The organism is Gordonia abscondita (assembly GCF_032711245.1).
GTDB lineage: Bacteria > Actinomycetota > Actinomycetes > Mycobacteriales > Mycobacteriaceae > Gordonia.
Window position 1 is genome coordinate 2,613,138 of the sequence record NZ_CP128986.1, and the last position, 24,074, is coordinate 2,637,211.

The 24,074-nt window shown below is 66.6% G+C and carries 22 protein-coding genes; 13 read left to right on the forward strand and 9 right to left on the reverse strand.

Features of this window, described 5'->3' with window-relative positions:
• Positions 1-14: 14 nt before the first annotated feature.
• From MP11Mi_RS12330 to MP11Mi_RS12340, 3 genes are all read right to left on the reverse strand, one after another.
• Positions 15-827 carry a mycofactocin-coupled SDR family oxidoreductase gene (locus MP11Mi_RS12330; protein WP_420039206.1) on the reverse strand — a complete coding sequence of 271 codons (813 nt, stop codon included), beginning with the start codon at positions 825-827 and terminating at the stop codon, positions 15-17.
• A 127-nt stretch (positions 828-954) separates the two neighbouring features.
• Entirely contained in the window at positions 955-1,989 is a 1,035-nt protein-coding gene (locus tag MP11Mi_RS12335) for a hypothetical protein (RefSeq protein ID WP_420039207.1), read from the reverse strand.
• A gap of 34 nt (positions 1,990-2,023) precedes the next feature.
• Entirely contained in the window at positions 2,024-2,587 is a 564-nt protein-coding gene (locus MP11Mi_RS12340) for an HhH-GPD-type base excision DNA repair protein (protein ID WP_420039208.1), read from the reverse strand.
• A 32-nt stretch (positions 2,588-2,619) separates the two neighbouring features.
• Between MP11Mi_RS12340 and MP11Mi_RS12345 the strand changes: the two genes are divergently transcribed.
• Positions 2,620-3,159, forward strand: coding sequence for a hypothetical protein (locus tag MP11Mi_RS12345; protein ID WP_420039209.1), 540 nt, complete (start codon positions 2,620-2,622; stop codon positions 3,157-3,159).
• A 15-nt stretch (positions 3,160-3,174) separates the two neighbouring features.
• Here MP11Mi_RS12345 and MP11Mi_RS12350 read toward each other — a convergent pair whose 3' ends face one another.
• The 3 genes from MP11Mi_RS12350 to MP11Mi_RS12360 all read right to left on the reverse strand — a co-directional run bounded on the left by MP11Mi_RS12350 (position 3,175) and on the right by MP11Mi_RS12360 (position 6,496).
• A complete protein-coding gene (locus MP11Mi_RS12350; RefSeq protein ID WP_420039210.1) occupies positions 3,175-4,386 on the reverse strand; it encodes an alpha/beta hydrolase in 1,212 nt (403 codons plus the stop codon).
• Positions 4,387-4,431: 45 nt separating this feature from the next.
• The gene (locus tag MP11Mi_RS12355) at positions 4,432-5,430 is read right to left on the reverse strand and encodes a hypothetical protein (RefSeq protein WP_420039211.1); all 999 of its coding nucleotides are present in this window, start codon (positions 5,428-5,430) and stop codon (positions 4,432-4,434) included.
• 187 nt (positions 5,431-5,617) lie between these two features.
• Positions 5,618-6,496 carry an Rv1157c family protein gene (locus MP11Mi_RS12360; protein WP_420039212.1) on the reverse strand — a complete coding sequence of 293 codons (879 nt, stop codon included), beginning with the start codon at positions 6,494-6,496 and terminating at the stop codon, positions 5,618-5,620.
• A 265-nt stretch (positions 6,497-6,761) separates the two neighbouring features.
• Between MP11Mi_RS12360 and MP11Mi_RS12365 the strand changes: the two genes are divergently transcribed.
• Genes MP11Mi_RS12365 through MP11Mi_RS12380 form a run of 4 tightly spaced genes read left to right on the forward strand, consistent with a single transcriptional unit; the run spans position 6,762 to position 10,808 of the window.
• A complete protein-coding gene (locus MP11Mi_RS12365) occupies positions 6,762-7,772 on the forward strand; it encodes a thiamine ABC transporter substrate-binding protein (protein ID WP_420042086.1) in 1,011 nt (336 codons plus the stop codon).
• Positions 7,736-9,394, forward strand: a complete 1,659-nt coding sequence (locus MP11Mi_RS12370; RefSeq protein WP_420039213.1) for an ABC transporter permease — start codon at positions 7,736-7,738, stop codon at positions 9,392-9,394. The genes MP11Mi_RS12365 and MP11Mi_RS12370 overlap by 37 nt, the downstream gene beginning before the upstream one ends.
• Positions 9,388-10,407 (forward strand): ABC transporter ATP-binding protein, encoded by a 1,020-nt coding sequence (locus tag MP11Mi_RS12375; RefSeq protein ID WP_420039214.1) that lies wholly within the window; start codon positions 9,388-9,390, stop codon positions 10,405-10,407. The genes MP11Mi_RS12370 and MP11Mi_RS12375 overlap by 7 nt, the downstream gene beginning before the upstream one ends.
• On the forward strand, positions 10,404-10,808 hold the full coding sequence (locus MP11Mi_RS12380) for a (deoxy)nucleoside triphosphate pyrophosphohydrolase (protein WP_420039215.1): 405 nt from the start codon (positions 10,404-10,406) through the stop codon (positions 10,806-10,808). The genes MP11Mi_RS12375 and MP11Mi_RS12380 overlap by 4 nt, the downstream gene beginning before the upstream one ends.
• Before the next feature lie 13 nt (positions 10,809-10,821).
• Here the strand turns inward: MP11Mi_RS12380 and MP11Mi_RS12385 are convergent, their stop codons facing one another.
• A complete protein-coding gene (locus tag MP11Mi_RS12385; RefSeq protein WP_420039216.1) occupies positions 10,822-10,998 on the reverse strand; it encodes a hypothetical protein in 177 nt (58 codons plus the stop codon).
• A gap of 114 nt (positions 10,999-11,112) precedes the next feature.
• On the opposite strand from MP11Mi_RS12385, the gene typA reads away from it, so the two are divergent.
• The 7 genes from typA to dapC all read left to right on the forward strand — a co-directional run bounded on the left by typA (position 11,113) and on the right by dapC (position 20,481).
• The gene (typA, locus tag MP11Mi_RS12390) at positions 11,113-13,020 is read left to right on the forward strand and encodes a translational GTPase TypA (protein WP_420039217.1); all 1,908 of its coding nucleotides are present in this window, start codon (positions 11,113-11,115) and stop codon (positions 13,018-13,020) included.
• A gap of 32 nt (positions 13,021-13,052) precedes the next feature.
• Positions 13,053-14,960 (forward strand): ABC transporter family substrate-binding protein, encoded by a 1,908-nt coding sequence (locus tag MP11Mi_RS12395; protein WP_420039219.1) that lies wholly within the window; start codon positions 13,053-13,055, stop codon positions 14,958-14,960.
• Positions 14,957-15,829 carry an N-acetyl-1-D-myo-inositol-2-amino-2-deoxy-alpha-D-glucopyranoside deacetylase gene (gene mshB / locus MP11Mi_RS12400; protein ID WP_420039220.1) on the forward strand — a complete coding sequence of 291 codons (873 nt, stop codon included), beginning with the start codon at positions 14,957-14,959 and terminating at the stop codon, positions 15,827-15,829. The genes MP11Mi_RS12395 and mshB overlap by 4 nt, the downstream gene beginning before the upstream one ends.
• Positions 15,826-16,179 (forward strand): hypothetical protein, encoded by a 354-nt coding sequence (locus MP11Mi_RS12405; protein ID WP_420039221.1) that lies wholly within the window; start codon positions 15,826-15,828, stop codon positions 16,177-16,179. The genes mshB and MP11Mi_RS12405 overlap by 4 nt, the downstream gene beginning before the upstream one ends.
• 82 nt (positions 16,180-16,261) lie before the next feature.
• On the forward strand, positions 16,262-18,868 hold the full coding sequence (locus MP11Mi_RS12410; protein WP_420039222.1) for a bifunctional FO biosynthesis protein CofGH: 2,607 nt from the start codon (positions 16,262-16,264) through the stop codon (positions 18,866-18,868).
• Positions 18,869-19,043: 175 nt separating this feature from the next.
• Positions 19,044-19,370 (forward strand): ferredoxin, encoded by a 327-nt coding sequence (gene fdxA / locus MP11Mi_RS12415; RefSeq protein ID WP_236999276.1) that lies wholly within the window; start codon positions 19,044-19,046, stop codon positions 19,368-19,370.
• Positions 19,371-19,377: 7 nt separating this feature from the next.
• Complete coding sequence (dapC, locus tag MP11Mi_RS12420; RefSeq protein ID WP_420039223.1) at positions 19,378-20,481, forward strand: succinyldiaminopimelate transaminase; 1,104 nt, start codon at positions 19,378-19,380, stop codon at positions 20,479-20,481.
• A gap of 591 nt (positions 20,482-21,072) precedes the next feature.
• On the opposite strand, the gene dapD is transcribed toward dapC, so the two are convergent.
• A complete protein-coding gene (gene dapD / locus MP11Mi_RS12425) occupies positions 21,073-22,038 on the reverse strand; it encodes a 2,3,4,5-tetrahydropyridine-2,6-dicarboxylate N-succinyltransferase (protein ID WP_420039224.1) in 966 nt (321 codons plus the stop codon).
• 73 nt (positions 22,039-22,111) lie between these two features.
• Here dapD and dapE point away from each other — a divergent pair, with 73 nt between their 5' ends.
• Positions 22,112-23,215, forward strand: a complete 1,104-nt coding sequence (gene dapE, locus MP11Mi_RS12430; protein WP_420039225.1) for a succinyl-diaminopimelate desuccinylase — start codon at positions 22,112-22,114, stop codon at positions 23,213-23,215.
• Positions 23,216-23,230: 15 nt separating this feature from the next.
• On the opposite strand, the gene MP11Mi_RS12435 is transcribed toward dapE, so the two are convergent.
• The gene (locus tag MP11Mi_RS12435; protein WP_420039226.1) at positions 23,231-23,929 is read right to left on the reverse strand and encodes a TetR/AcrR family transcriptional regulator; all 699 of its coding nucleotides are present in this window, start codon (positions 23,927-23,929) and stop codon (positions 23,231-23,233) included.
• Positions 23,930-24,074: the final 145 nt, after the last annotated feature.

Here is a 24,074-nt window from a genome sequence, read left to right on the forward strand (position 1 = left end):
ACGGCCGTCCGGGTTCAGAAGTACTGGGCGCCGCCGTCCACGGACAGATGCTCGGCGGTGATGAACGACGACTCATCCGATGCGAGGAAGGCGACGGCGTCGGCGATCTGATCGGTCGACGCCGCGTATTTATTGAGGAAGGGCGTGCCCATCGGCGCGAGTCGCGGATTGGCCTCGTTGGTCTCGGCGATGCGCGATTGCATCCGGCCCGAGCCCATCGGGGAGTCGACCGCGCCCGGGTGGACGCTGTTGACGCGGATGTTGTGTGCGCCGAGTTCTGCCGCGAACGCACGCGTCATACCGGTCAGCGCGTGCTTGCTCGTCGTGTAGTGCACCATAAACGGTTGCATCTTCTTGCCCGCGTACGAGCTGATCAGGATGATCGAGCCGCGACCGGTGTCGATCAGGTGCGGGGCCGTCGCCATGACGGTGTTCCAACTCCCGGTCACATTGATGTCGAGGGTGTCCTGGAAGATCTTCGGCGTCGACTCGTCCCAGGTGGCGGGGATGCAGATGCCCGCGTTTGCGACCACCACGTCGAGCCGCCCCCACTTTTGTACCGTGTCGGCGGCCAGCTTCTTCAGGTTGGCGAGGTCACGGACGTCGCCCTGCACCAGCATCGACTCCCGACCCTCGGCCTCGACGAGCCGCGCCGTCTCGGCGAGGTCGTCCGGAGTCGCGTGGTCGTACGGGATGTTGTCGATCGGGCCCGCGATGTCGATGCCCGCGATATGCGCTCCCTCACGCGCCAGCCGCACAGCGTGCGCCCGTCCCTGCCCTCTCGCCACACCGGTCACCAACGCCACCCGGCCGTCAAGTCGCTTCATTCGATTCAATCTCCTCGATAGGGAACGACGTCGATTTCTTCGACGCTTTCGGTCCTATCAGACGAGATGGGGGCGCGCAGGAGGATCTGGCCCCAGAGTGAAGAGCGGCCTACGGGGAGAAGGACTTTCAGTCCATCGGCGGCAACTGCTCGTACGGGCCGGCGCCTCGGCCGTTGCCGCCGCGAGTCAGTCGCTTGGGCAAGCGTTCGGCGAGCCCGCCGATCGGCGCGACCGACGCGTTGAGGAGTTCGACGATGTCGTTGAGTCGGTCAACGGTCTCCTGCATCGCGGCGAGGTTCGGCGGTAGTGACGCGAGCGTTTCGGACAGTTCGGTGAACTTGTCGAGCGGACCGCCCTCCTCGATGAGACGGTCTAGCGCGCCGCCCTCGCCGAGCAACTGGTCGAGCAGGCCCTCGTCGCTCGCGGCGCGGTCGAGGAGCCCGTCCTGCTTGGCGAGCTTCTCCAGGATTCCGTCGGGAGCGGTCAGCTTGTCGACGATGCCGCCCTGGGACGTCAAACGCTCCAGAATGCCTTCGTTCTCGGTGAACTGGTCGACGACGCCGCCGTCGCGGGTGAGTCGGTCGAGGGGGCCGTCCTTGGCGGCGAGTCGCATCAGGATGCCGTTCTCGTCGGTCATCAGGTCGAGGAAACCGCCCTCGGAGGTGAGGCGTTCGAGAATGCCCTCGCTGTCGGTGAATTGGTCGATGACGCCGCCGTCGCGGGTGAGTCGGTCGAGGGGGCCGTCCTTGGCGGCGACCCGCATCAGCATGCCCTTCTCATCGGTCATCTGATCGAGGATGCCGCCCTGCTCGGTCAGCTTCTCGAGTAGGCCGTTCGGTGCGGTGAGACGGTCGATGACGCCGCCCGGCTGGACCAGCCGGTCGAGTGGGCCGCCGTTGGCGAGAAGTCTGCCGAACGGCCGATCCGGCCCGAGGAGATCGGCCACCTGGCTGAGGATCGCGAGCGGAGCGCGCACCGACGCGATGCCCGCATCGGACTGGACGCCGAGGACCTCGTTCACTTCGGTCTCGATGCTGCCGGCGGTCAGTCGTGCGACGTTGACTACGGATTCGACGGTACCGAGGACGACGCCGGTCGTCGCGAATCCAACGCGGAACGGCAGACTGATGATGTCGCGTGGGTCGATCGGGGACCTGCTCATGCGCGGAAGTGTACCTGGCGGTTGCAGGAACTCCTCACTTCTTTGCGGCGGCCTTCGCGGCCTTCTTGAACTCGCGGACCTTGATCAGGGAATCGCCGTCGACGACGTCGGCCACTGAGCGGAAACCCTTCTTCCCGTAGTCGCCGGTCACTGTCGTCCAGCCGCTCGGTTTCACGTCGAGTTGTTTCGCGAGAAGGGCCGTGAAGATCTTGGCCTTCTGCTCGCCGAAACCGGGAAGCGCTCGGATTCGGGCGAACAGTTCTTTACCTGTCTTCGCGGTGGTCCAGATCGACTCGGTGTCGCCGTCGTAGTCGGCGATCACCACGCGGGCCAGTTCCTGGATGCGCCCGGCCATCGATCGTCCGTACCGGTGCACGGCCGGAGGCGTGGCGCACAGGTCGGCGAACACCTCTGGGTCGGCCGCCGCGATCGCCTCCGGATCGAGCGACCCGAAACGCTCCGCGATCTTCGCCGGGCCGGCGAACGCGCGCTCCATCGGAAACTGCTGATCCAGCAACATTCCGGTCACGAGCGCGAACGCGTCCGTCGACAGCAGTTCGTCTGCGGCCGGGTCCTGAGCAATCTGCAGATTCGCCATGACGCCATGGTATGCGGTGGCACACTGACTGCATGCGCGAACAGGGGCTCAAGCGGGGTTCACACATGTCGTCCATCAGGCGCGGTGCGGTTGCACTGTCGGTGACCGCACTGGCGGGCGTCGGCATGGCGGTCGCGGTGCCGGACGCTGCGGCGGCGCCGTGGGTCGGCGAGCACTATGTGAAGACGATCCGATGCTCGGTCGCCGACCCGTGGCCCGCGCCGCGGATCCCCGTCTCCATCGACCTCTACAGTGGCATCAAGTTTCCGTCAGACGGGCTGCGCGGTCCCGCGATCTCGTTGCGGGCCAACGATCCTCGCTCCGGAGGGCAATGGGGCAACGTCACCGAGTACACGATCTCTACGACGGTGAAGTGGGAGAACCTGCGTACCGGGCGCAGCGGCAAGGTGACTGTTCCCACGCGGACCACCCACTACCAGTGGGAGGCCGTCGTGCACCCGGGCACGGGACCGGTGCGCTTGACGATCAAGCAGAAGGTCGGTGCGCTCGCCTGGGTTCCGATGGTCAACCCGCAGTACCGGACGTGCGCGACCACCTCGCCCAGTTGGTGACGGCTCCGCTCTGACTTAGAAGAGCTTCTTCAGGAACGCGGTGAGCGCCGACTTCTCCTGACGATCGGCGTCCCGTGTGTCGCCCGTCAGATAGGTCTTCGCTGACACCTTGTTGCTTGCGAGCTGAGCGGTTGTCAGGTACCCGAGACTGGCCGCAATGTCGGTGTCGTCGTCGACCAGCTTCTGGCTCAACATGATCGGGCGGCTGAATCCGCTCGACGGCAATGCCAGCTGCTTACCGAGGTCGGCCGTCAACGTCCGCTTCGACGAGATCGGCTTACGCACCAGGTCCGCGACGTTCGACGATCCGATCGCCTTGGTGAGGGCAGGCGCACACACATGGCCGGCCTTGGTGACGAGTTCTCGGCCGCGGGTCGACAGCAAAGGAGTCACCTCATCGGACGGGAGTGACGCGAGTGTGTAGACGACGTCGGTGACCGTCGACCCCGACACCTTCGCCGATTGAGGGCTCAGGCCGGTCACGACGTCGGCGTATCCAACGGGGAGAGCGGTCGCCGTCGCGCCCCGGAAGTCGAGTTTCGACGACCCCGACGACGCGGTCTTCGCGAGATCGGCAGCGACAGCTGCCCCCTGCCCGTCGCCGACCGCCGCCCAACGCGGCGACAGTGACGGCTCGACATCGAGGGCGGCCCGCACCGCATCGGTCACGCCCTTGGCAGCGACTGAGTAGTCGACGTACTGCGGCGAACCGTCGGTGCCGATGACCGAGTAGTCGGGGACGACCACCGCGTAGTCCGCACGTAGAAGATCAGACACAGCGTCGGTGTCGCGGGCGACTCTCGTCTGTGTGGGACCGCAGTCTTCCGAGACTCCGTCGGCGTCGTGGGCGTATGCGACTACCGGCCACCCGCCCGCCGGAGCTTTGCCCTTGGGGGTCAGCACGACCGCTGTCGTCAGATGCGTGCGGTCGTCGCTGCCCTGGGTCCAGAAGCTGTACTGCTGACCGTTCGCGGCGCCCGTGATGAGGCCACCGTCTGAGACCGGCCTGCTCGCGAATACCGAGCCGGCGGTCTGACCGCCGCGTGCCGTCTCGTCGGCGGACTTTTCGGGGTCGGCGAACGCCTGGGTGGTGCAGACTCCGGCGCCGACGAGTCCGGCCGCCATGACGACGACTCCGACCGTGACCGCTGGACGCGAGGTGAGAGCACGGCGCCTCGGCCGTCCGTGGTCGAGGGCGGGGAGGATGCGGCGGGGGTGCGCGGTCATGATGGGTCCTCGAGTCTTCTGCGGTGAGCGTGGCGTTCGGTGGGGTCAACCGTTGGTGACTGCGCCGAGTGCGGGGAGGAAGTAGCAGGTGCGACCGCCGGTTGTGGTGGTGCCGAAGACCGCGGACAGGACCGTGCCTTTACCGGTCGACGCGCGTGCCATGCGGATTCCGTGGAATCCGTCGGCCGCGGCGAGCGCCTTCAGTAGGGGGCCCGCGGACTTGTCGGCGCCGAGGGGCTTGAGGGCTTCCAGTCCACCCCGCATGGTCGACGTGTTGAACCAGGCGACCTGGAGGTTGTCCGAGTCGGGCTTGGACGGCGGAACCAGCGCGTACGCGGTCTCGCCGTCGTCGACCGCCTGCAAGGCTTTCGACGCGTTCGGATCCACGAGCTTGAGGAGTTTGTCGGCTCCGGTGCCGCGCAGCAGATTCGCCAGGGCGGAGTCTTCGGCGACTGGCCACGGTCCGGGCGCGGCGACGGCGGGAGCCGTCACGATGCCGAGTGGGTTGTCGTCGGTCGGGGCGGCGCAGAACGGCGCGATCGCGGGGGAGAGCATCTGGGTTCCGGTGAGCTTCTCGAGTGTGCCGATCACCTCGCCCCCGCTCGCCTTCTCCGCGGCCGGTGTCGTGGCGGTGCCCGACACCGGACTCGGATCAGTCGTCTCCGGCGAGGTCGGCAGGATGGAGTCGAGCGCGTCGGGGTTGATTCCGAAGCTGGTCAACAGCCCGGACGGGTCGACCTGCCCTTCGGAGCCGAGGATCGATGAAAGCGCACCGATCGCGGACTGGTCGCCACCGGACTGTTTGAGGGCGCGCAGCAATTCGGCGAGTTCGGCGTCGCCCGGAATGCCGGAGAGAGAGGGCGTTTCGCCGTCTGGAGTGGGCGTCGTCGGTGCACCCGGTGTAGTGGGGGTCGCGGGCGCGGGCGCGGTTGGCGTTGCCGTCTCGGGTTTCGCGGCCGCGTGCCCGGGAGCGCCGAGGGTCACTGCCAATGCTGCCGCTGCGCCGACGATTCCGACACGAACCGAGTTTCTGACGACTGCCACTGGCTTCCTCCACAACTGCTGAGTCGCCACACAAGCAGTGTTGCTGGTGTGACAAATGATGTTGAAGTTAATGGTGGTGCGTCGAGAGAGTGAAACTCAAGGAGTGAGTCCGAGTTGTGACATTGCCGCGACACGACAGTGCCCTCCGGGTTCGACCCGGAGGGCACTGTCGTGTCGCGGTCTGGTGTCAGATGATCGCGGTGCCGATGGTCGGCGCGATCATGCACGAGACGGTGCGACCCTTGGTCTTGGTGGTCACCTCGCCGTAGATCGTCGAGACGATGCGGCCACGGCCGGTCTTCGCGATTCCGGTGAAGGTTCCCGGGCCCTTGGTGGCGTTGATCCGCGCGTTCGGCTTCAGGGTGGTCTGTCCGGTACGGCCGTTCTCCAGGTTTAGCCAGGAGACGTACAGCCGGTGGGACGACGAGGCCTTCGCCGGACCAGTTCCGAGGCTCGTGTACACGAAGCCGGCCTGGCCGCGCTTCGGGCCGGGGGCGGGGGCGGCCTGCGGGCCCGCGGTGACCAGTGCCATGCCGACCGAGTTGCCGTTGCCGGGCATGCAGCCGAAACCGAGGGTCGGGTACAGGAACTGCTGGATCCGGGGCTTTTTCGGGCCGGTCGGGATGTTCGGAGCGTCCTTGTCCTTGGCTGCGTCGTGCTTGGCCGGGTCGTGCTTGGCGGCCGGAATCGCGCCCGCCGCGACGGCCTTCTGCTTGCCGGGTTCGCCGAGGAAGTCGATGAGGCTGCGCCAGGTGGCACCTGCCTGCTCCGGGACGGCTGGGTTGTCGGCGAGGTTGCGCGCCTGGTCGAGCAGGGCGGTGTCTACCTTCCCGTTCTCGTCGCGCGTGGCGACCGAGCCGAGGAGCGCGGGTGCGAAGGTGCCGAGTGACTTGAGGATCTCGGGGTCGACATCGGGCGCCTTGTCCGGGAGCGGGATCGTCTGCTCGGACGGTGTTTCGGCAGTGGTGGCGGGCTCGGCGTGTGCCGTGGCCGGGGCGATGAGAGCGCCGGTCACCGCGAGGGCGGCGACGAGGGTGGCGGTGCGGCTGATGCGCGCGAATCGCACTGCGGATCCAATCGGTAGATGGGACGGACGGTGACGCGAGTCTAACGCGAACACCCTGAAACTACTGAGGCTGATGTGAAAATTGTTACCTGTGTGAAACATGGTGTGACGGTTGTGTCATCGAAGACCAGTAGCCTCGATACATCTGCCGTCTCCTGGTTAGATTCGTCAGGAACCGGTGCTCCGTTACGGCGGACAGCACGCCACAGAGACCGCAGGAGACCGCCGAGTGGAGAACCGCGCAGTGAAACGCAGAGCGCAGACGATGCGTCGGATACTGGCGCTCGGCGTCGTCGCCGTCGTCGCAGCCAGTTCGTTCGCGTGTACATCGTCCGACGGTGCCGACGAGGTGAACTTACTGACCCACGACTCGTTCGAGCTCCCACAGAAGCTGCTCGACAAGTTTCAGGACGATACCGGGCTCAAACTGAACATCGTGCGATCCGGAGATGCCGGACAACTGTCGTCCGTGGTCTCTCTGACGCCGGGATCGCCCAAAGGCGACGCAGTGTTCGGCATCGACAACACCTTCGCCGCCCGGCCGATCGACGCAGGGGCGCTGGAGCCCTACACGTCACCGCTCGCGAAGAACGGCGCAGCCGAATACGCGGTAGACGGTCACCCCGGTGAGCTGACAGCCGTCGACCGCGGCGACGTATGCGTCAACGTCGACGAAGCGTGGTTCGACAGCAACGACCTCGAGGCGCCGAACAGCATCGACGATCTGGTCGAACCGAAGTACCGCGACCTGACCGTGCTCATGGATCCGGCGACGTCGTCGCCCGGTATGGGCTTCCTCCTATCGACCGTCGGCCGCTACGGGAAGGATGCTCCGGACTACTGGCGCAAACTGAGCGGCAACGGTGCGCAGGTCGTGGCGGGCTGGGAGATCGCCTACAACCAGGTCTTTAGTGCGGGCGAGGGCCACGGCGACAAGCCGATCGTCGTCTCGTACGCGTCGAGTCCAGCCGCGACGCCCGGAACCCACGCCATCCTCGACAGTTGCTTCGCGCAGATCGAGTACGTCGGCGTGCTCAAGGGGGCGCGCAACGTCGAGGGCGCGAAGAAGGCCGTCGACTTCTTGCTCAGCCCCGACGTGCAGGCCGCGTTACCGACCTCGATGTACGTGTATCCCGTCCAGAAGGGCGTTCAGCTGCCCTTCTCCTGGCGCCAGCGAGCACCCGCTCCGGCGTGGACCGTACGGATGGACCCCGACTACATCAACAAGCATCGTGAGGAATGGCTCACGCAGTGGCGCGAGACGGTGAAACGCTGACGTTTCGCTCACGCGGTGCGCTCGGCGTGGCACGCGGGTTCGGTGCGCTCGTTCCGCTGTTGTTCACCGCGGTCGTCTTCGCGTGGCCGCTCGGTGTCCTGGTGATGCGCGCCCTCGACGACGACGACGCGACCACGCTCACGCAGTCGTGGTCGCGGACGGGGGCGCTTGGCCTGCTGGGCGTCACCGTGCTTCAGGCCGCCGTGTCGGCGGTGGCCGCGCTCGTCGTGGCGGCGCCGATCGTCTGGCTGCTCTCCCGGGTGAAGCTCCCGGGAACGGGCCTGCTGCGCGTCATTGTGACGCTGCCGTTCGTGCTGCCGACCGTCGTCGTCGGCGTCGCGTTCCGTGCGGTGTTCGACGGTCCACTCGCGTTCCTCGGCGTCGAACAGGGGTGGACGGCGATCATCGCGGCGCACACGTTCCTCAACGTCGCCGTCGTCGTGCGCGTGGTCTCGGCAGCGTGGCAACGGGTGGACCCGAGACAGGTCGCGGCCGCGCGAGCCCTGGGGGCGTCACCGACCAGAGCGTTCCTTGACGTCGTCGCACCGCGTCTGCTGCCCGCTGCCGCGGCCGCGTTCGCGTTAATTTTCCTGTTCTGCTCCACCAGTTATGGCGTCGTCGTGATCTTGGGTGGCGGAACCGCGCGCACCCTGGAGACGGAGATCTACCTGCAGGGCATCGGCTACGCGAGGCTGCCCGATGCGGTCGCTCTGTCGGTATTACAGATCGGCGTGGTGTTGGCGGCGCTCGCCGTCGCCCGCGTGCTCGGCTCGGCTCGCGTACCGCAGAGCGGGGCGACCTCGCACGCCGAGCATCCTCGTGGATTCGGCTGGATCGCCGTGATCGCCGTCCTCGCGTGGATCGGCGTGTGGCTGGTGCTTCCGATCGCGACGCTGGTGATCCGGTCGTTGCGTCCGGGCGGGCGCTGGGGTCTCGCCGGCTATCGCGCGATGTTCGACGACACCTACGGCGAGTCGGCCGTCGCGTCTCTGCGGTATTCGGTGACCAGCGCCTTGCTGGCGACCGTGATCGCGGTCGCCGTCGGACTCGTCACCGCGGCGGCGCTGACCAGGGGCGGCGGGTTCGTCGCTCGCGCCGGTGCCCTCCTGTCGATCCTCCCGCTGGGGATCAGCGCGGTCACCCTCGGATTCGGGTACACATTGGCGCTGGCGGAACTGCCGTACGAGGTGGCGGCGTCGCCGTTGATCGTCCCGTGTGTGCAGGCGCTGATCGCGATCCCGGTGGTCGTCGGCGTCATGGTGCCCGCCCTCGAGCAAGTGCCGCCGCGGCTGCGGGATGCGGCGGCGACGCTCGGCGCGCGGGGCCCGCGTGTGTTCGCTACCGTTGACCTTCGGCTCACCGCTAGGTCGTTGAGTGCGGCCGCTGCGTTCGCGTTCGTGATGGCGATCGGTGAATTCGGTGCGACGACGTTCCTGGCTCGGGCCAATACGACCACGCTGCCGGTCCTCATCGGCTCGTTGATGGGCCGACCGGGCGCCGACAACTACGCGGCAGCGATGGCCGCGTCCGTCCTGCTCGTTGCGGTCAGCGCGATGGTCGTCGCCGCCGTCGAGCTCGCGGCGCATACGAGAACCGGTGACAGGAGGCGGAAACGGTGTTGACGCTGCGTGACGTGTCGGTTCGATACGGGTCCGACGAGGTAGTCCACGGCGTCGACTGGGAGGTCGGCGGCGATGCACTTGTGACGGCGCTGCTCGGGCCGTCCGGGTGCGGGAAGTCGACCTTGCTGCGGGCGATCGCCGGGCTCGAACCCGTAGCGTCGGGGACCGTCGCATTCGACGGCGTGGACCTGCACCGAATTCCGGTGCACCGCAGGGACTTCGGCGTCGTCTTCCAGGACGGTCAATTGTTCCCGGGGCGCACCGTCGGGCAGAACATCGCGTACGGGCTGGCGCGCCGCGGTATCTCGCGTGCGCAGGCTCGCACGCGGGTCGCCGAACTCCTCGACCTCGTCCAGATGCCGGGCGCTGCGGATCGACGGGTCACCGAATTGTCCGGCGGGCAGGCGCAACGGGTCGCGCTGGCGCGAGCGTTGGCTCCGCAGCCGCGTCTGCTGCTCCTCGACGAGCCGCTTGCCGCCCTCGACCGTAGGCTCCGCGACGAGCTCGCCGTCGCGATCGCCGACATCGTGCGGGCATCCGGCACTCCGACGGTCGTCGTGACCCACGATCACGGCGAAGCCGCGATGATGGCGGACGTCGTCAGCGTGATGCGCGCCGGATCTATCGTCGACACCGCGGCGCCGCAACGACTGTGGCGGCGTCCCGCGGACGATCAGGTGGCGCGGTTCCTCGGCGCCACCGACATCGTTGAGGGCTCTATCGGTTCGGCGGCGCTCGCGACGCCGTTCGGCTCCATCGCGGTCGACGCCGATCTCGCGGACGTCCCCGACGGCCCGTGCCGTGTCGCGCTGCGTCCGGACTCGCTTCGGGCTGACCGCGATGCGGTCGGGGAGGCGGTCATCACCCGCTCGGTGCCGCTGATCGGAACCTGGCGGGTGCGCGCGGAGATCGACGGCCGGACTGTCGACGCGGTGTCCGACGCCGCGGTCGCTGTCGGACAGCGCGTGTCGCTCACCCCGATGCCCGAACGGATCGGCGTGGTGCGCGGATGAGTGGGGCGATCGTGGTGGCTGGCGCGATCTACTCCGGCGACGGGCGTCTGCTGCTGGCGCAGCGCGCGTATCCGCCGGAGCTCGCCGGGCTCTGGGAACTGCCCGGCGGGAAGGTCGAACCGGGCGAAACGCTCGATCAGGCCCTCGGACGCGAGTTGTGTGAGGAATTAGACGTCGACGTCCGAGTCGGCGCGCGGCTCGACGTGTCGGTGCGTCCGAAACCGGGGCTGGAACTGATCGCCATCCGCGCTCGGATCGTCTCCGGGGCCCCGGATGCGACCGAGCATCTCGATCTCCGCTGGGTCGATGCCGACCTGTTGAACGCGATGGACGCTCGCGGGGAGATAGTGCCGAACGATCGGGCGTGGATTCCAGAACTGCTCGCTGACCTGCAGGGATAGCCGCTTTTGGTGGTCAGGCTGCGCGTGCCTTCTTCAGTGCCTTGTTGGCCTTCTTCTTCGACATCGAGTCACAGTCGACCTTGCTCATGCGGTGGATGACGACCGGACAGCGCAAGCATCGCGTTGATTTGCGGCAGCACTTCTTCTTGGGCTTCATACTCGCGACACGGGCGGGATTCTTCTTCCCCATACCCAGAGCTTAGCTCAGCCTAACTACATCGTCCTAACCTTGAAATCGCTTCCGACGGGACCGTGCCGCTACCCTTACAGGGTTAAAAGTCCGGGCCCGATGAAAGAGACCTTAGTGAGCGCAGTCCCCAACTTCCGCAACGTCGCGATCGTGGCGCACGTCGACCACGGCAAGACCACCTTGGTCGACGCGATGCTGCGTCAGTCCGGTGTGTTCGGTGAACGAGCCGAACTCGTCGACCGCGTCATGGACTCCGGTGACCTCGAACGCGAGAAGGGCATCACCATTCTCGCGAAGAACACCGCCGTGCACCGCCGCCAGCCAGATGGTTCCGAGTACGTCATCAACGTCATCGACACCCCGGGTCACGCCGACTTCGGTGGCGAGGTCGAGCGGGCGCTGTCGATGGTCGACGGTGTCGTCCTCCTCGTCGACGCGTCGGAGGGTCCGCTGCCGCAGACCCGCTTCGTGCTCCGTAAGGCGCTGGCCGCATCGCTGCCGGTGATCCTGGTCGTCAACAAGACCGACCGCCCTGACGCACGCATCGGTGACATCGTCACCGAGTCGCAGGACCTTCTCCTCGACTTGGCGTCCGACCTCGACGACGAAGCCGCCGAAGCCGCCGAACTCGCACTGGAGCTTCCGGTCCTGTTCGCGTCCGGTCGTGCAGGGATCGCCAGCACCGAGCAGCCCGCCAACGGCGAGGTGCCCGCAGGCGAGAACCTCGACCCGCTCTTCGATGTGCTGATCAACAGTGTTCCCGCACCGAAGGGCGACGTCGACGCACCGCTGCAGGCGCACGTCACCAACCTCGACGCGTCGCCGTTCCTCGGTCGACTGGGCCTGGTTCGCATCCACAACGGCACCCTCCGCAAGGGGCAGCAGGTGTCGTGGTGCCGCGACGTCGACGGCGAACCGGTCGTCGAGAAGGCCAAGATCACCGAACTCCTGGTGACCCTCGGCGTGGATCGTGCGCCCGCCGACGTCGCTGTCGCCGGTGACATCGTCGCCGTCGCAGGCATGGCGGAGATCATGATCGGCGACACTCTCGCCGACCCGGAGAACCCGGTGCCGCTACCGCGCATCTCGGTTGACGAACCCGCCATCTCGGCGATCGTCGGCACCAACACCGCGCCGCTCGCCGGCCGCGTGAAGGGGCACAAGCTGACCTCGCGCATGGTCAAGGACCGGCTCGACAGCGAGCTCATCGGTAACGTCTCGCTCCGTGTGCAGGACATCGGCCGCCCCGACTCGTGGGAGGTTCAGGCCCGCGGTGAACTCGCGCTCGCCATCCTCGTCGAGCAGATGCGTCGCGAAGGCTTCGAACTGACCGTCGGCAAGCCGCAGGTCGTCACTCGCAAGGTCGACGGCAAGACGCATGAGCCGTTCGAGCACCTGACGATCGACGTGCCCGAGGAATACCTGGGCGCGGTCACTCAGCTGCTGGCCGCCCGCAAGGGTCGCATGGATCAGATGAACAACCACGGCAGCGGCTGGGTCCGCATGGAGTTCGAGGTGCCCTCACGCGGTCTCATCGGTTTCCGCACCGACTTCATGACCGAGACGCGCGGCACCGGCATCGCCAACGCCGTGTTCGCTCAGTACGGCCCGTGGGCCGGCGAGATTCGGGCCCGCCACACCGGGTCACTCGTCTCCGACCGTGCAGGCAGCGTGACCCCGTTCGCGATGATCCAGCTCGCCGACCGCGGCACGTTCTTCGTCGACCCCGGTGACGACACCTACGAGGGTCAGGTCGTGGGGATCAACCCCCGCATGGAAGACCTCGACATCAACGTCACACGCGAGAAGAAGCTGACCAACATGCGTCAGTCGTCGGCCGATGTCATGGAGACGCTCGCCAAGCCGATGGTCCTCGACCTCGAAGCCGCGATGGAGTTCTGTGCCGCCGACGAGTGCGTCGAGGTGACGCCCGAAGTGGTCCGCGTGCGTAAGCTGCACCTGGATGCGTCGACGCGTGCGCGTGAGCGTTCGCGCGCGAAGGCACGCGACCAGAGCTCGTAAATCGGTCAGGGTTCGAATCGGAAGGTGCGTGAATGTCCGGCACGGGAGGTGCGGTGCTGCGTTTTGCAGGTCTGCGACGCGTAGCAGCGCTGGCCGTGGTCGGCGTCGTCGGGTTCGGTTCGACCGCGTGTATGGCCGATCCGCCGCCACCGGTCCGGGAGACGCTCCCGACGACGACGCCGAACGAGTACCCGGACGAACGCACCGTGTACGTGGCGACCGACTCCATCGGGTCGGGGTTCAATCCGCACATCGGGTCGGACCTCGGCTCGGTGACGACGGCCGTCGCCGCGCTGACGCTGCCGAGTGCGTTCCTGCCGGTGCAGACGGCCGACGGCGTCCAGTGGCAACGGAACGACGCACTGCTCACGTCGGCGGAGGTCACTTCGACTGATCCGTTCGAAGTGACTTACAAGATCGTCGACGATGCGCAATGGTCGGACGGTCTACCGGTGACCGGCGACGACTTCGCCTACCTGTGGCAGCAGATGTCGCGGCAGCCGAATGTCGTCGGCGCCGCGGGCTACCGTGCCGTCAAGAAGGTGGAGACCGGCAGCGGCGGCAAAGTCGTCACCGTGACCTTCGCTCAGCCGTATGCGGCGTGGCGTGAACTCTTCACGTCGCTGCTGCCGAGCCACAGCCTCCGGTCCGAGCAGACGGGTTTCCAGACGGGGCTGGACAAGGGGAAGCCGGTAACGGCGGGTCCCTTTTCGATCTATTCGATCGACCGGTCGCGAGACGAGGTCCGGTTGATCCGCAACGACCGCTATTGGCGGAAACCACCCGAAATCGACCAGGTCGTTTTGCGTCGTGCGGGTACCGCGCCGCAGATGGCGCAGACCATCCGCAACGGCGATTCGACGATGGTGTCGTTGACTGCGGGCCCGGCGTCCGCCGCCGAAGTCGGTGCCATTCCCGGAGTCACGACAACGCGCCGTCCGATGACTCGCGGCCTGACCGTCAACATCAACGCGCGGTCGCAGACGATGACGTCACTCCCGGTGCGTCGAGCGGTCCTCGGCATGCTCGACGGCGGACTCATCCGTGCCGCGGCGGCCGGCGACACGGTGGTGACGCCGTTCGCGAATACCGTGTACGCCCCGTCCAACTACGGCTACCGTGCGGTCGATCGCGATCGACCTTCGCCGCACGAGGTGCTGGAGTTGTTGGCGTCGGCCGGTTATCGTCCCGGCGTACCCGCTCCCGAACCGCCTCCCGCGCCGTCGACGTCCGGTGAGTCGTCTCCCACGACCACGACGCCTGCGCCGAGCGATGTCCCAGGGCTGCCGTCCGGGGTCGCCCCGATCACTAAGGACGGCGATGACCTGGTGGTGCGGATCGGTGCGGTCAATTCGGACGAGCAGATCATGTCGTCGGCCGAAACTATCGCCGACCAGCTCCGGGCGTCCGGTGTCCGTGCGGTGGTGCAGGGAATGTCGAACACTGAACTGTACGGAGCGGCGCTGCTCAACGCACGAGTCGATCTGGTAGTCGGCTGGACCGGGTTGGGCGGCGATCCGGCGACGTCGCTCGCGTCCCAAGTGGGCTGTGAACCGCCGACGGCGGGCACTGAGGCCGGCGAGCACACGGAGGAGTCCGACGACGACGGCGACGCCGATGAGAGCGTTCTGCCGACGAAACCGAGCACCTCGTCGACGAGTCGGGCTCCGGCGGGAGGCAACCACAGTTCGTATACCGGGAACATCTCGGGGTTGTGCGACCCAGACCTCATATCGCTCGCTACCGAAGCGATGAGTTCGGACGACCCGGAACAGTACTTGGCCCGCGCGGAGACTGTGCTGGCTGATCAGGCCGTATATCTGCCCATCTATCAGGATTCGGTGTTCGGTGCGGCCACCGACAAGGTCGTCGGCGTCTCGCTTGGCGGCGCGCCGCAGGTCGGCGTGTTCGGCGATGCCGTCCGCTGGGGTCTGCGGTGACCGGCGGCCAGCGGCCACGTCTGCTACTTCTGCACGCGCATCCGGACGACGAATCGATCATGACCGGCGGAGTCATCGCTCACTACCTCGCCGAGGGCGTCGATGTCCGCGTCGTCACGTTCACCTTGGGGGAGGAAGGCGAGGTGATCGGTGATCGGTGGGCGCAGCTCGTCGCGGACGGCGGAGCCGACCAACTGGGCGGATTCCGGATCGGCGAGCTCACTGCGGCGCTGGAAGCGATGACGCCGGACGGGGCGACGCCGCCGGAGCCGCGATTCCTCGGGGGAGCGGGCAGGTGGCGCGACTCGGGGATGGCGGGAACGCCGTCGGCCGAGCATCGGCGCGCATTGTTTCAGGCGCCGATCGCTGATCTCGTGGCAGCGCTGCGCACCGAGATCGACGCGTTCGAGCCCCACGTTGTGATCACCTACGATGAGGCAGGCACGTACGGTCATCCCGACCACAAGCGGGTTCACGAGGTCTCGGTGGCGGCGATTGCCGAGTCGGTGGCGCAGACCGGGTTCCCGCGCAAGGTGTACGAGTCGGTGTCGCGGCGTTCGACGCTCGACGCGGGCCTCGCCGCGATCGGCGAGTTGCCGGTCGGCTGGCGGATGCCGGAGCCGGGGGATCTGCCCAGCTATCCGGATGACGAGATCACGGCTTCCATCGACATCTCCGGAGTGCTCGGCCGTAAGGTCGCAGCGCTCGCCGCGCACGCCACCCAGGTGATCGTCGCGCCGACGCGGACCGTGTACGCGCTGTCGAATCTCATCGCGCAACCGGTGTCGCCGGTCGAACACTTCATCCGTACGGATGCGGGCCCGCGCGTCGACGGTGTCGAAACCGACCTGTTCGAGGGGCTCCGATGAGCGTGGGCGAACGGGTCGAACTCGGCGTCCTCACCGGATGCGGTTTCGTGCTCGCCATTCTGACGGTGTTCTTCCTGAACGTCCGGATCGGCGCGGTGCCGGTCCCGTTCACGGTGATCGTCGCAGCGATCGGCACGACGTTGCTGCTGCGTCTCACGTCGGCGATCACCGAGTCGTCGTGGCGGTATGCGCCGCTCATCGTGTGGACGGCGGTTGTCCTCGTCGCTGCCGTTCCGGGGATCAACGGCAACGGCCCTCTCATCGGCGACTGGCGGGTGCTCCTCCTGCTTCTCTGCGGGCTCGGCGTCCCCGCTGCCGCGACCTACATGTCCCGCCTGAACAACCTGTAGCCACTCCCCTCGGTCGGGCGTTCCGCCGGTCGAGACCCCGCCCGAAATACGCGCTCGGGAACTCGTGTCTACCATCGAACAGGTGACGTCTTCTGAATCGGCAACCGGAGTCTCGGCTCCTTCGCCGTCGGCGATGAGGCGCGCGCTGCGCCGAGCGTCCGACGCGACCGCGCTCAATGTCGACGAGGCGGCGGTCTTGTTGGCCGCACGCGGCGACGACTTGACTACTCTGTTCGAGGCCGCGTCGCGGGTACGCGACGCGGGCCTCGAGGCGGAGTGGCGAGCGAAACAGGTGACGTACTCGCGCAAGGTCTTCATCCCGTTGACCCATCTGTGTCGCGACCGATGCCATTACTGCACGTTTGTGACGGTGCCGGGCAAGCTCAAGCGTGAGGGCCGCGGCATGTTCTTGGAGCTCGACGAGGTCGTTGCGATCGCGCGGGACGGAGCTGCGCTCGGGTGCAAGGAAGCACTGTTCACGCTGGGTGATCGTCCGGAGGAGCGGTGGCCGGAGGCCGCGCAGTGGCTTGATGAGCGCGGCTACGATTCGACGCTCGACTATGTCCGTGCGGCGTCGATCCGTGTGTTGGAGGAGACCGGGTTACTGCCTCATTTGAATCCTGGTGTCATGAGTTGGGAGGAGATCAACCGTCTGAAGCCGGTGGCTCCGAGCATGGGCATGATGTTGGAGACGAGTGCGCGCCGTTTGTTCACTGATAAGGGCGAATGTCACTACGGGAGCCCCGACAAAGATCCGGTGGTCCGTGAACGCGTCTTGACCGATGCTGGCCGTCTGTCGGTGCCGTTCACGACGGGCATCCTCGTCGGCATCGGCGAGACGTTGACCGAGCGTGCCGAGTCCATCTTCATGATCCGTAAGGCGCACAAGGCGTTCGGCCACATCCAGGAAGTCATCGTGCAGAACTTCCGGGCGAAACCCGATACGGCGATGGGCGCGTCGCCCGATGCGGAGATGTCGGAGTTCTTGGCTGCGGTGGCCGTGGCACGGCTCGTGATGGGCCCGCGGATGCGGATCCAGGCCCCGCCGAACCTGGTGTCGGCCGACGAGTGTCGAGCACTGATTGCGGCAGGCGTCGACGACTGGGGCGGCGTCTCGCCGTTGACGCCGGACCATGTGAATCCGGAACGTCCGTGGCCTAACTTGGATTCGCTCGCGGAGATCACGGCGTCGACCGGTTACACGCTCACCGAACGGTCGGCGGCGCAGCCTCGCTATGTGCTCGCGGGGTCACCGTGGATCGACCCGCGTATCGCGCGGCATGTCGCCGCCGTCACCGATCCGGTCACAGGTCTCGCCGTCGACGTGCGCCCCGAGGGGATGCCGTGGCAGGAGCCGGACGAGGAGTGGGCGTCGAGCGGCCGGGTTGACTTGAACACGGAGATCGACACCGATGGTCGCAATACGGATACGCGCAGCGACATGGACAACGCGTTCGGCGATTGGGACACGATCCGGGAGCAGGTGCTCGCGCTGGGCGCCGGGAGCGAAGCGAGCGGGCCCGATCAGCTGGGCGCCGGGAGCGAAGCGAGCGGGCCCGAGCGTTTACAGTCGGATCTCGCGTCGGCGCTGCGTCATGCTGAGAAGGATCCGGCTGGGCTCTCGGACGACGAGTACCTCGCACTCGCGACTGCCGACGGCCCAGGTCTGGATGCCCTTGCGGCGTTGGCCGATTCGATCCGTCAGGACGTCGTTGGCGACGACGTCACCTATGTGGTGAACCGGAATATCAATTTCACGAACATCTGTTATACGGGCTGCCGGTTTTGTGCGTTCGCTCAACGTAAGGGCGACGACGACGCGTTCACGTTGTCGACGACGGAGGTCGGCGATCGTGCGTGGGAGGCGCACGTCGCGGGGGCGACCGAGATCTGTATGCAAGGCGGTATCGATCCCGAACTGCCGGTGACCGGTTATGCGGATCTGGTGCGTGCCATCAAGGCGCGGGTGCCATCGATGCATGTGCACGCGTTCAGCCCGATGGAGGTCGTCAACGGTGCGTCGCGTGGTGGCGAATCGGTTCGTGACTGGCTGACGGCGTTGCGCGAGGCGGGGCTCGACTCGATCCCCGGCACGGCCGCGGAGATCCTCGACGATGAGGTCCGCTGGATTCTCACGAAGGGCAAGTTGCCGACATCGGCGTGGATCGATGTGGTTACGACGGCGCACGAGGTGGGTCTGCCGTCGAGTTCGACGATGATGTACGGGCACGTGGATTCGCCGCGGCACTGGGTCGGCCACTTGAATGTGTTGCGCGGGATCCAGGACCGCACTGGCGGATTCACCGAGTTCGTCTTGTTGCCGTTCGTGCACCAGTCGTCGCCGCTGTATCTGGCCGGGGCTTCGCGGCCCGGACCGACACAGCGAGACAACCGGGCCGCGCACGCGTTGTCTCGCGTCATGCTGCATGGCCGCATCGACAACATTCAGACGAGTTGGGTCAAGCTCGGCGTTGACGGCACTCGGGCGATGCTCCGTGGCGGCGCGAACGATCTCGGTGGAACTTTGATGGAGGAGACCATCTCGCGGATGGCGGGCAGTCAGCACGGTTCGGAGAAGACGGTCGAGGAGTTGCATGACATCGTCGCGGGAATCGGGCGGACGCCGCGCCAGCGGTTGACCGACTATCGTCCGGCTCCGGCTCCCATGTTGAGCGTCGGTCTGGGTTGATTTCCTGGCGATTCCGGTATGTGAGCAAAAATCAGCCCAGGTCAGGGTGCGCTGATTCGGGCGGCGGAGTTCGGTCCCGATAGTCTGTATCGGTGCGGCTGCGATGCCGCCGCGACATGCGTAGACGATGCGATCAGCCCTCGTGTCGTCGCGGAGAACGAGAAGGAGAAGCGACGTGACTTACATCATCGCGGAGCCGTGTGTTGATGTCCTGGACCGTGCTTGTGTCGAGGAGTGTCCGGTCGACTGCATCTACGAAGGCGGCCGGATGCTGTACATCCAGCCCGACGAGTGCGTCGATTGCGGTGCGTGCGAGCCGGTCTGTCCGGTCGAGGCCATCTTCTACGAGGACGACGTGCCCGATGAGTGGGAACCGTATGTGAGTGCGAACGTCGACTTCTTCGACGAGTTGGGATCGCCGGGGGGCGCGAGCAAGGTCGGGAAGACGCCGTACGATCCGCCGTTCATCAAGAACTTGCCGCCGATGGGCGAAGAGGACTGATTCGACTGTGAACCGCCTGCGACCGGTTAGCGCTGGACTCCCGGATTTTCCGTGGGACACGATCGCCGGGGCGAAGAGGACGGCTGCGTCGCATGCTGACGGGATTGTCGACCTGTCGGTGGGGACTCCGATGGATCCCGTGGACCCGTTGATCCGTGACGCTCTCGCCGCGTCGTCGGAGTTCCCGGGCTACCCGGCGACGGTCGGGACGCTCGCGTTGCGTGAAGCTGCGGTGGGTGCGCTCGCCCGCAGGTTCGGCGTCTCTGGGCTCGATGAGTCGTCGATTCTGCCGGTCATCGGCACGAAGGAGGCGATCGCGGGTCTGCCGGCGCAGCTCGGCGTGCCTGCGGGCGATACCGTCGTGATCCCGGAGGTCGCTTACCCGACGTACGAGGTCGGCGCGCTTCTGGCGGGTGCGACGCCGCGTCGAGCTGATCGGATCGCCGACTACGGTGACGGCGTGCCGACGCTGATCTTTCTGAACAGCCCGTCGAATCCGACCGGTGCGGTCACGTCGTCCGAGCATTTGCGTCGCGTCGTCGTGTGGGCGCGTGAGCACGGCAGCATCGTGGTATCGGACGAGTGTTATCTGGGTTTGACGTGGGAGGGTTCGGCCTTATCGGTGCTGCATCCGGAGGTGTGCGGCGGCGACCACACCGGTTTGGTCGCGGTCCATTCGCTGTCGAAGGTGTCGAACCTTGCTTCGTATCGCGCTGGATTCCTCGCAGGTGACCGCGGTTTGATCGCCGAGTTGCTCGCCGTCCGTAAGCACGCTGGCATGATTGTGCCGTTCCCGATCCAGGCGGCGACTGTCGCCGCGTTGAACGACGACGTCCACGTCGATGCGCAGCGGGAACGCTACCGCGTGCGCCGCGATAAGTTGAAGGCCGCGGTGCAGGCCGCCGGATTCGCCGTCGACCACTCGGAAGCCGGTCTGTATCTGTGGATCTCGCGTGGTGACGATTCGCGTGAGACGCTCGACTGGTTTGCTTCGCGCGGAATCCTCGTCGCCCCGGGCGATTTCTACGGTCCCGCCGGTTCGAAGCACGTCCGGATGGCGTTGACCGCCACTGACGAACGGGTCGACGCTGCTGTCGCCCGCCTTCGCTGACTCGGAGACGTGTTCGGAGTCGGGCACCTGGTCGTCTTCGACGAGCCGCATCGTCAGGGTCGCGTAGTAGTGCTGGGCTGAATCGACTCGGCAGCAAGAGCCGCGTCGGAGCTCGCCCTCCGTGTTGTCGAGTCCGGGGAACTGCTCGGTTGTTCGGTGGCATCGCTGCAGCTCGTCGCGATCAGGATGACGGCCAGAATGAGAAGCGCCACCAGGCCGATCGAGAGCAGCACCAGCGGATTCTTCCACCATGGCACGGGCGGTCGGCTGGGTGTGATCGGATGACGGGACTGACTGATGCGTCGCGGGGGCCGTGGCTCGCCGTCTGAGGTGTGTCCGGTCGGCGGTTGAGCCGGTGGCGGCGGATGACTGGGCATATCGTCCTCACAGTTTCGGGAACAGGAGTTCACATCATGTTGTGTGTATGTGGGACGAAATGTACCGAGTGCCTAGGCCTTTCATATGACTGAGCGACACCTTGCAGTCTTGCCGGCAACCGACTGGGAACTGCAGAAATCGACCCGCTCACAGCGGCTCGCGGACAATAGGTCCTCGGAGGCCGGTGAGCGGGTCGATCTTTGCCGCTGTTAGTCAGTTGTTGGCGTGCAGAGCCTCGTTGAGCTCGATGCCGTCGCCCTCTTTGGCGGTCACCTCGACGGCGCCGGTGACGCTGTTCCGCCGGAACAGCAGGTTCGAGCGTCCCGCCAGTTCACGTGCCTTGACGATCGAGCCGTCCGGGCCGATCACCTTGGTGCCCGCGGTGATGTAGAGGCCGGCTTCGACGACGCAGTCGTCCCCGAGCGGGATGCCGCAGCCGGCGTTCGCGCCGAGCAGGCACCGCTTGCCGATGGCGATGATCTCCTTGCCGCCGCCGGAGAGGGTGCCCATGGTGGATGCGCCGCCGCCGATGTCGGAGCCGTCGCCGACGACGACGCCCGCGGAGATACGGCCTTCGACCATCGACGTGCCGAGAGTGCCAGCATTGAAGTTGACGAAACCTTCGTGCATGACGGTGGTGCCGGGGGACAGATGCGCACCGAGGCGGACGCGGTCGGCATCACCGATCCGGACTCCGGCGGGGGAGACGTAGTCGACCATCCGCGGGAACTTGTCGATCGACGTGACCGTGACGTGGCCGCGGGCGCGCAGACGTAGGCGAGTCTGTTCGAAGCCGTCGACGGCGCAGGGGCCGAAGTTGGTCCAGACGACGTTCGCCAGGAAGCTGAACTGGCCTTCGAGGCTGAGGCCGTGCGGCTGGACGAGGCAGTGCGAGAGCAGGTGCAGGCGAAGGTAAACGTCGTGGGCGTCGACCGGTGCGGCCGACAGGTCGGCGATCACGGTCTTCACTGCGATCGTCTTGACATTGCGGGCCTCGTCGACACCGACGAGCGGACGGAGGTCGACGGGGATGTCATCGCCGGTCAGCTCGGTCGACCTCGTGGCGCCGGGGGCCGCGTCGAGTTCGGGGGTCGGGTACCACGTGTCGAGGACGGCAGTTCGGCCGTCGTTCTCCCACACGGTGGCGATTCCAATGGCAGCAGCACCTTGAATAGTCACGACAGTAAGTCTAACCGGGGGACCTGACGGCGGAGCCGTCCCCGGCGCTCGGCGCCGCCTACGATGGTGCACTGTGAGCACTCCGAGTCTGAATCTGTCCGCCGACCCGATCGATCTGACCGCCGCCCTCGTCGACATTCCGAGCGTGAGCCGGGACGAGGCGTTGATCGCGGACGTTGTCGAACGGGCGCTCCGCGAGCAGACGACCGGTTTCGAGGTGGTCCGCCACGGGAACTGTGTCCTGGCGCGCACCGATCGCGGGCTCAACTCTCGGGTGATCCTCGCCGGACACCTCGACACCGTGCCGATCGTAGACAACGTGCCGTCGAGGCGCACCGTGACCGACGACGAGGGCGACGTCCTGCACGGTTGCGGAACCGTCGACATGAAGTCCGGCGACGCCGTCTTCCTGCACCTGGCCGCCACGTTGGACGACCCGGCCCACGACATCACATTGATCTTCTACGACTGCGAGGAGATCGCCGCCGAGTTCAATGGTCTCGGGGCCGTTGAGCGAGAATTGCCTGACTGGCTGGTCGGCGACGTCGCGATCCTTGGCGAACCCACCGCGGGTCTGATCGAAGCGGGATGCCAGGGGACGCTCCGCGTCCGGTTCACGGCGAACGGGACGCGTGCTCACTCGGCGCGAGCGTGGATGGGCGACAACGCGATTCACAAGATCGGCGGTCTCCTCACGACGCTCGACGCATATGAGCCGCGGCGCGTCGACATCGACGGCTGCGAGTACCGCGAAGGCCTGTCGGCAGTGGCCGTGCACGGCGGTGTCGCGGGCAATGTGATCCCCGACGACGCGTATGTCGACGTCAACTTCCGGTTCGCACCGGACCGCAGTCCCGAGCAGGCGTTCGCTCACGTCCGTGAGGTGTTCGCCGCAGACCTCGCCTCGGGTGCGGTGACCGCGGAGATCACCGATTCGGCGGCTGGCGCGCTGCCTGGTCTTGCGCATCCCGCGGCCGCGGCGCTCGTAGAGGCGGCGCACGGCAGGTTCCGGGCGAAGTACGGCTGGACCGATGTCTCGCGGTTCGCGGCCCTGGGCATCCCTGCCGTGAATTTCGGGCCCGGCGACCCGAGCCTGGCTCACCGCGTCGATGAGCGGGTGCCCGTCGAACAGATCACTACCGTCACTCAGACGCTGCGGGCCTACCTCTCGCGCTGAGGCCACGTCGAGTCATCACCCGAACAGCAACCCGCACCCGAGGTCGACGATCCCAGCCCACACGTCGTCGGGCCGGTCGGTGACCGTGCCCATCTGCTCGAACAGCTCCGACGTGATCGATCCGAGGAGAAGATTCCAGACGGCGAGTGTTCGTGTGAGTGTGTCCGGGGTGAGGGCGAGTCCAGCGACTTCGTCGGAGGCTGCGGCTGCCGATAGGGCGGCAGCGGCGGCGCGTTGTCGTGGTGCGTGTGTGCCGTCGACTACGGGAACGTCGGAGACTGTGGCGATCGCGCCGAACGTCAGGATCGGCCGCGTTCCGGCGCGCACGGTCGTGCCTCGGGGTGCGTGGTAGCCGGGGACCGGTGATCCGTACAGGAGCGCGTACTCGCTCGGATGGGCGAGTGCCCACGCGCGCAACGCATTCGCGAACGCCTCGAACTGTGATCGAGGCGCGGACCGGTCGGCGACGGCGGCGTCCAGGGCATCACCGAGGTCGTCGTACGCGTCGACGATCAGGACGGTGAGCAGGTCGTCACGGTTGCGGACGTAGCGGTACAGCGACGACGGCGTCCGGCCCATGTCTCGCGCGACGGCGCGCAACGATAGCGCCGCCGCACCGTGCTCGGCGAGGTGTCTGCGACCGACGTCGCGGAGGTCGGCTTCGATGTCTGCACGTTTGCGGGCCCGGATGCCGGAGGTGTCATCAGTGGTCATCGGCTCCATGGTCGCATGTTCGAGGTGACGCGTCCCAGAAATTAGTGAACGGTGTTCTTGACTTATTGCGGGGGTCGCCTTACTCTGAAAACGAGAACGCTGTTCTCGAAATAATTGGGACGATGATCGCATCGCGGTGATCGTG

What these genes read in the sequence shown, in the direction of transcription:
- MP11Mi_RS12365 (WP_420042086.1), top strand. Translation starts at nt 6,762, where the DNA reads ATGCGTCGGATACTGGCGCTCGGCGTCGTCGCCGTCGTCGCAGCCAGT.
- MP11Mi_RS12435 (WP_420039226.1), bottom strand. Translation starts at nt 23,929, where the DNA reads ATGACCACTGATGACACCTCCGGCATCCGGGCCCGCAAACGTGCAGAC.
- MP11Mi_RS12350 (WP_420039210.1), bottom strand. Translation starts at nt 4,386, where the DNA reads ATGACCGCGCACCCCCGCCGCATCCTCCCCGCCCTCGACCACGGACGG.
- MP11Mi_RS12335 (WP_420039207.1), bottom strand. Translation starts at nt 1,989, where the DNA reads ATGAGCAGGTCCCCGATCGACCCACGCGACATCATCAGTCTGCCGTTC.
- MP11Mi_RS12345 (WP_420039209.1), top strand. Translation starts at nt 2,620, where the DNA reads ATGCGCGAACAGGGGCTCAAGCGGGGTTCACACATGTCGTCCATCAGG.
- MP11Mi_RS12370 (WP_420039213.1), top strand. Translation starts at nt 7,736, where the DNA reads ATGGCTCACGCAGTGGCGCGAGACGGTGAAACGCTGACGTTTCGCTCA.
- MP11Mi_RS12340 (WP_420039208.1), bottom strand. Translation starts at nt 2,587, where the DNA reads ATGGCGAATCTGCAGATTGCTCAGGACCCGGCCGCAGACGAACTGCTG.
- MP11Mi_RS12405 (WP_420039221.1), top strand. Translation starts at nt 15,826, where the DNA reads ATGAGCGTGGGCGAACGGGTCGAACTCGGCGTCCTCACCGGATGCGGT.
- MP11Mi_RS12330 (WP_420039206.1), bottom strand. Translation starts at nt 827, where the DNA reads ATGAAGCGACTTGACGGCCGGGTGGCGTTGGTGACCGGTGTGGCGAGA.
- MP11Mi_RS12395 (WP_420039219.1), top strand. Translation starts at nt 13,053, where the DNA reads ATGTCCGGCACGGGAGGTGCGGTGCTGCGTTTTGCAGGTCTGCGACGC.
- MP11Mi_RS12380 (WP_420039215.1), top strand. Translation starts at nt 10,404, where the DNA reads ATGAGTGGGGCGATCGTGGTGGCTGGCGCGATCTACTCCGGCGACGGG.
- MP11Mi_RS12385 (WP_420039216.1), bottom strand. Translation starts at nt 10,998, where the DNA reads ATGGGGAAGAAGAATCCCGCCCGTGTCGCGAGTATGAAGCCCAAGAAG.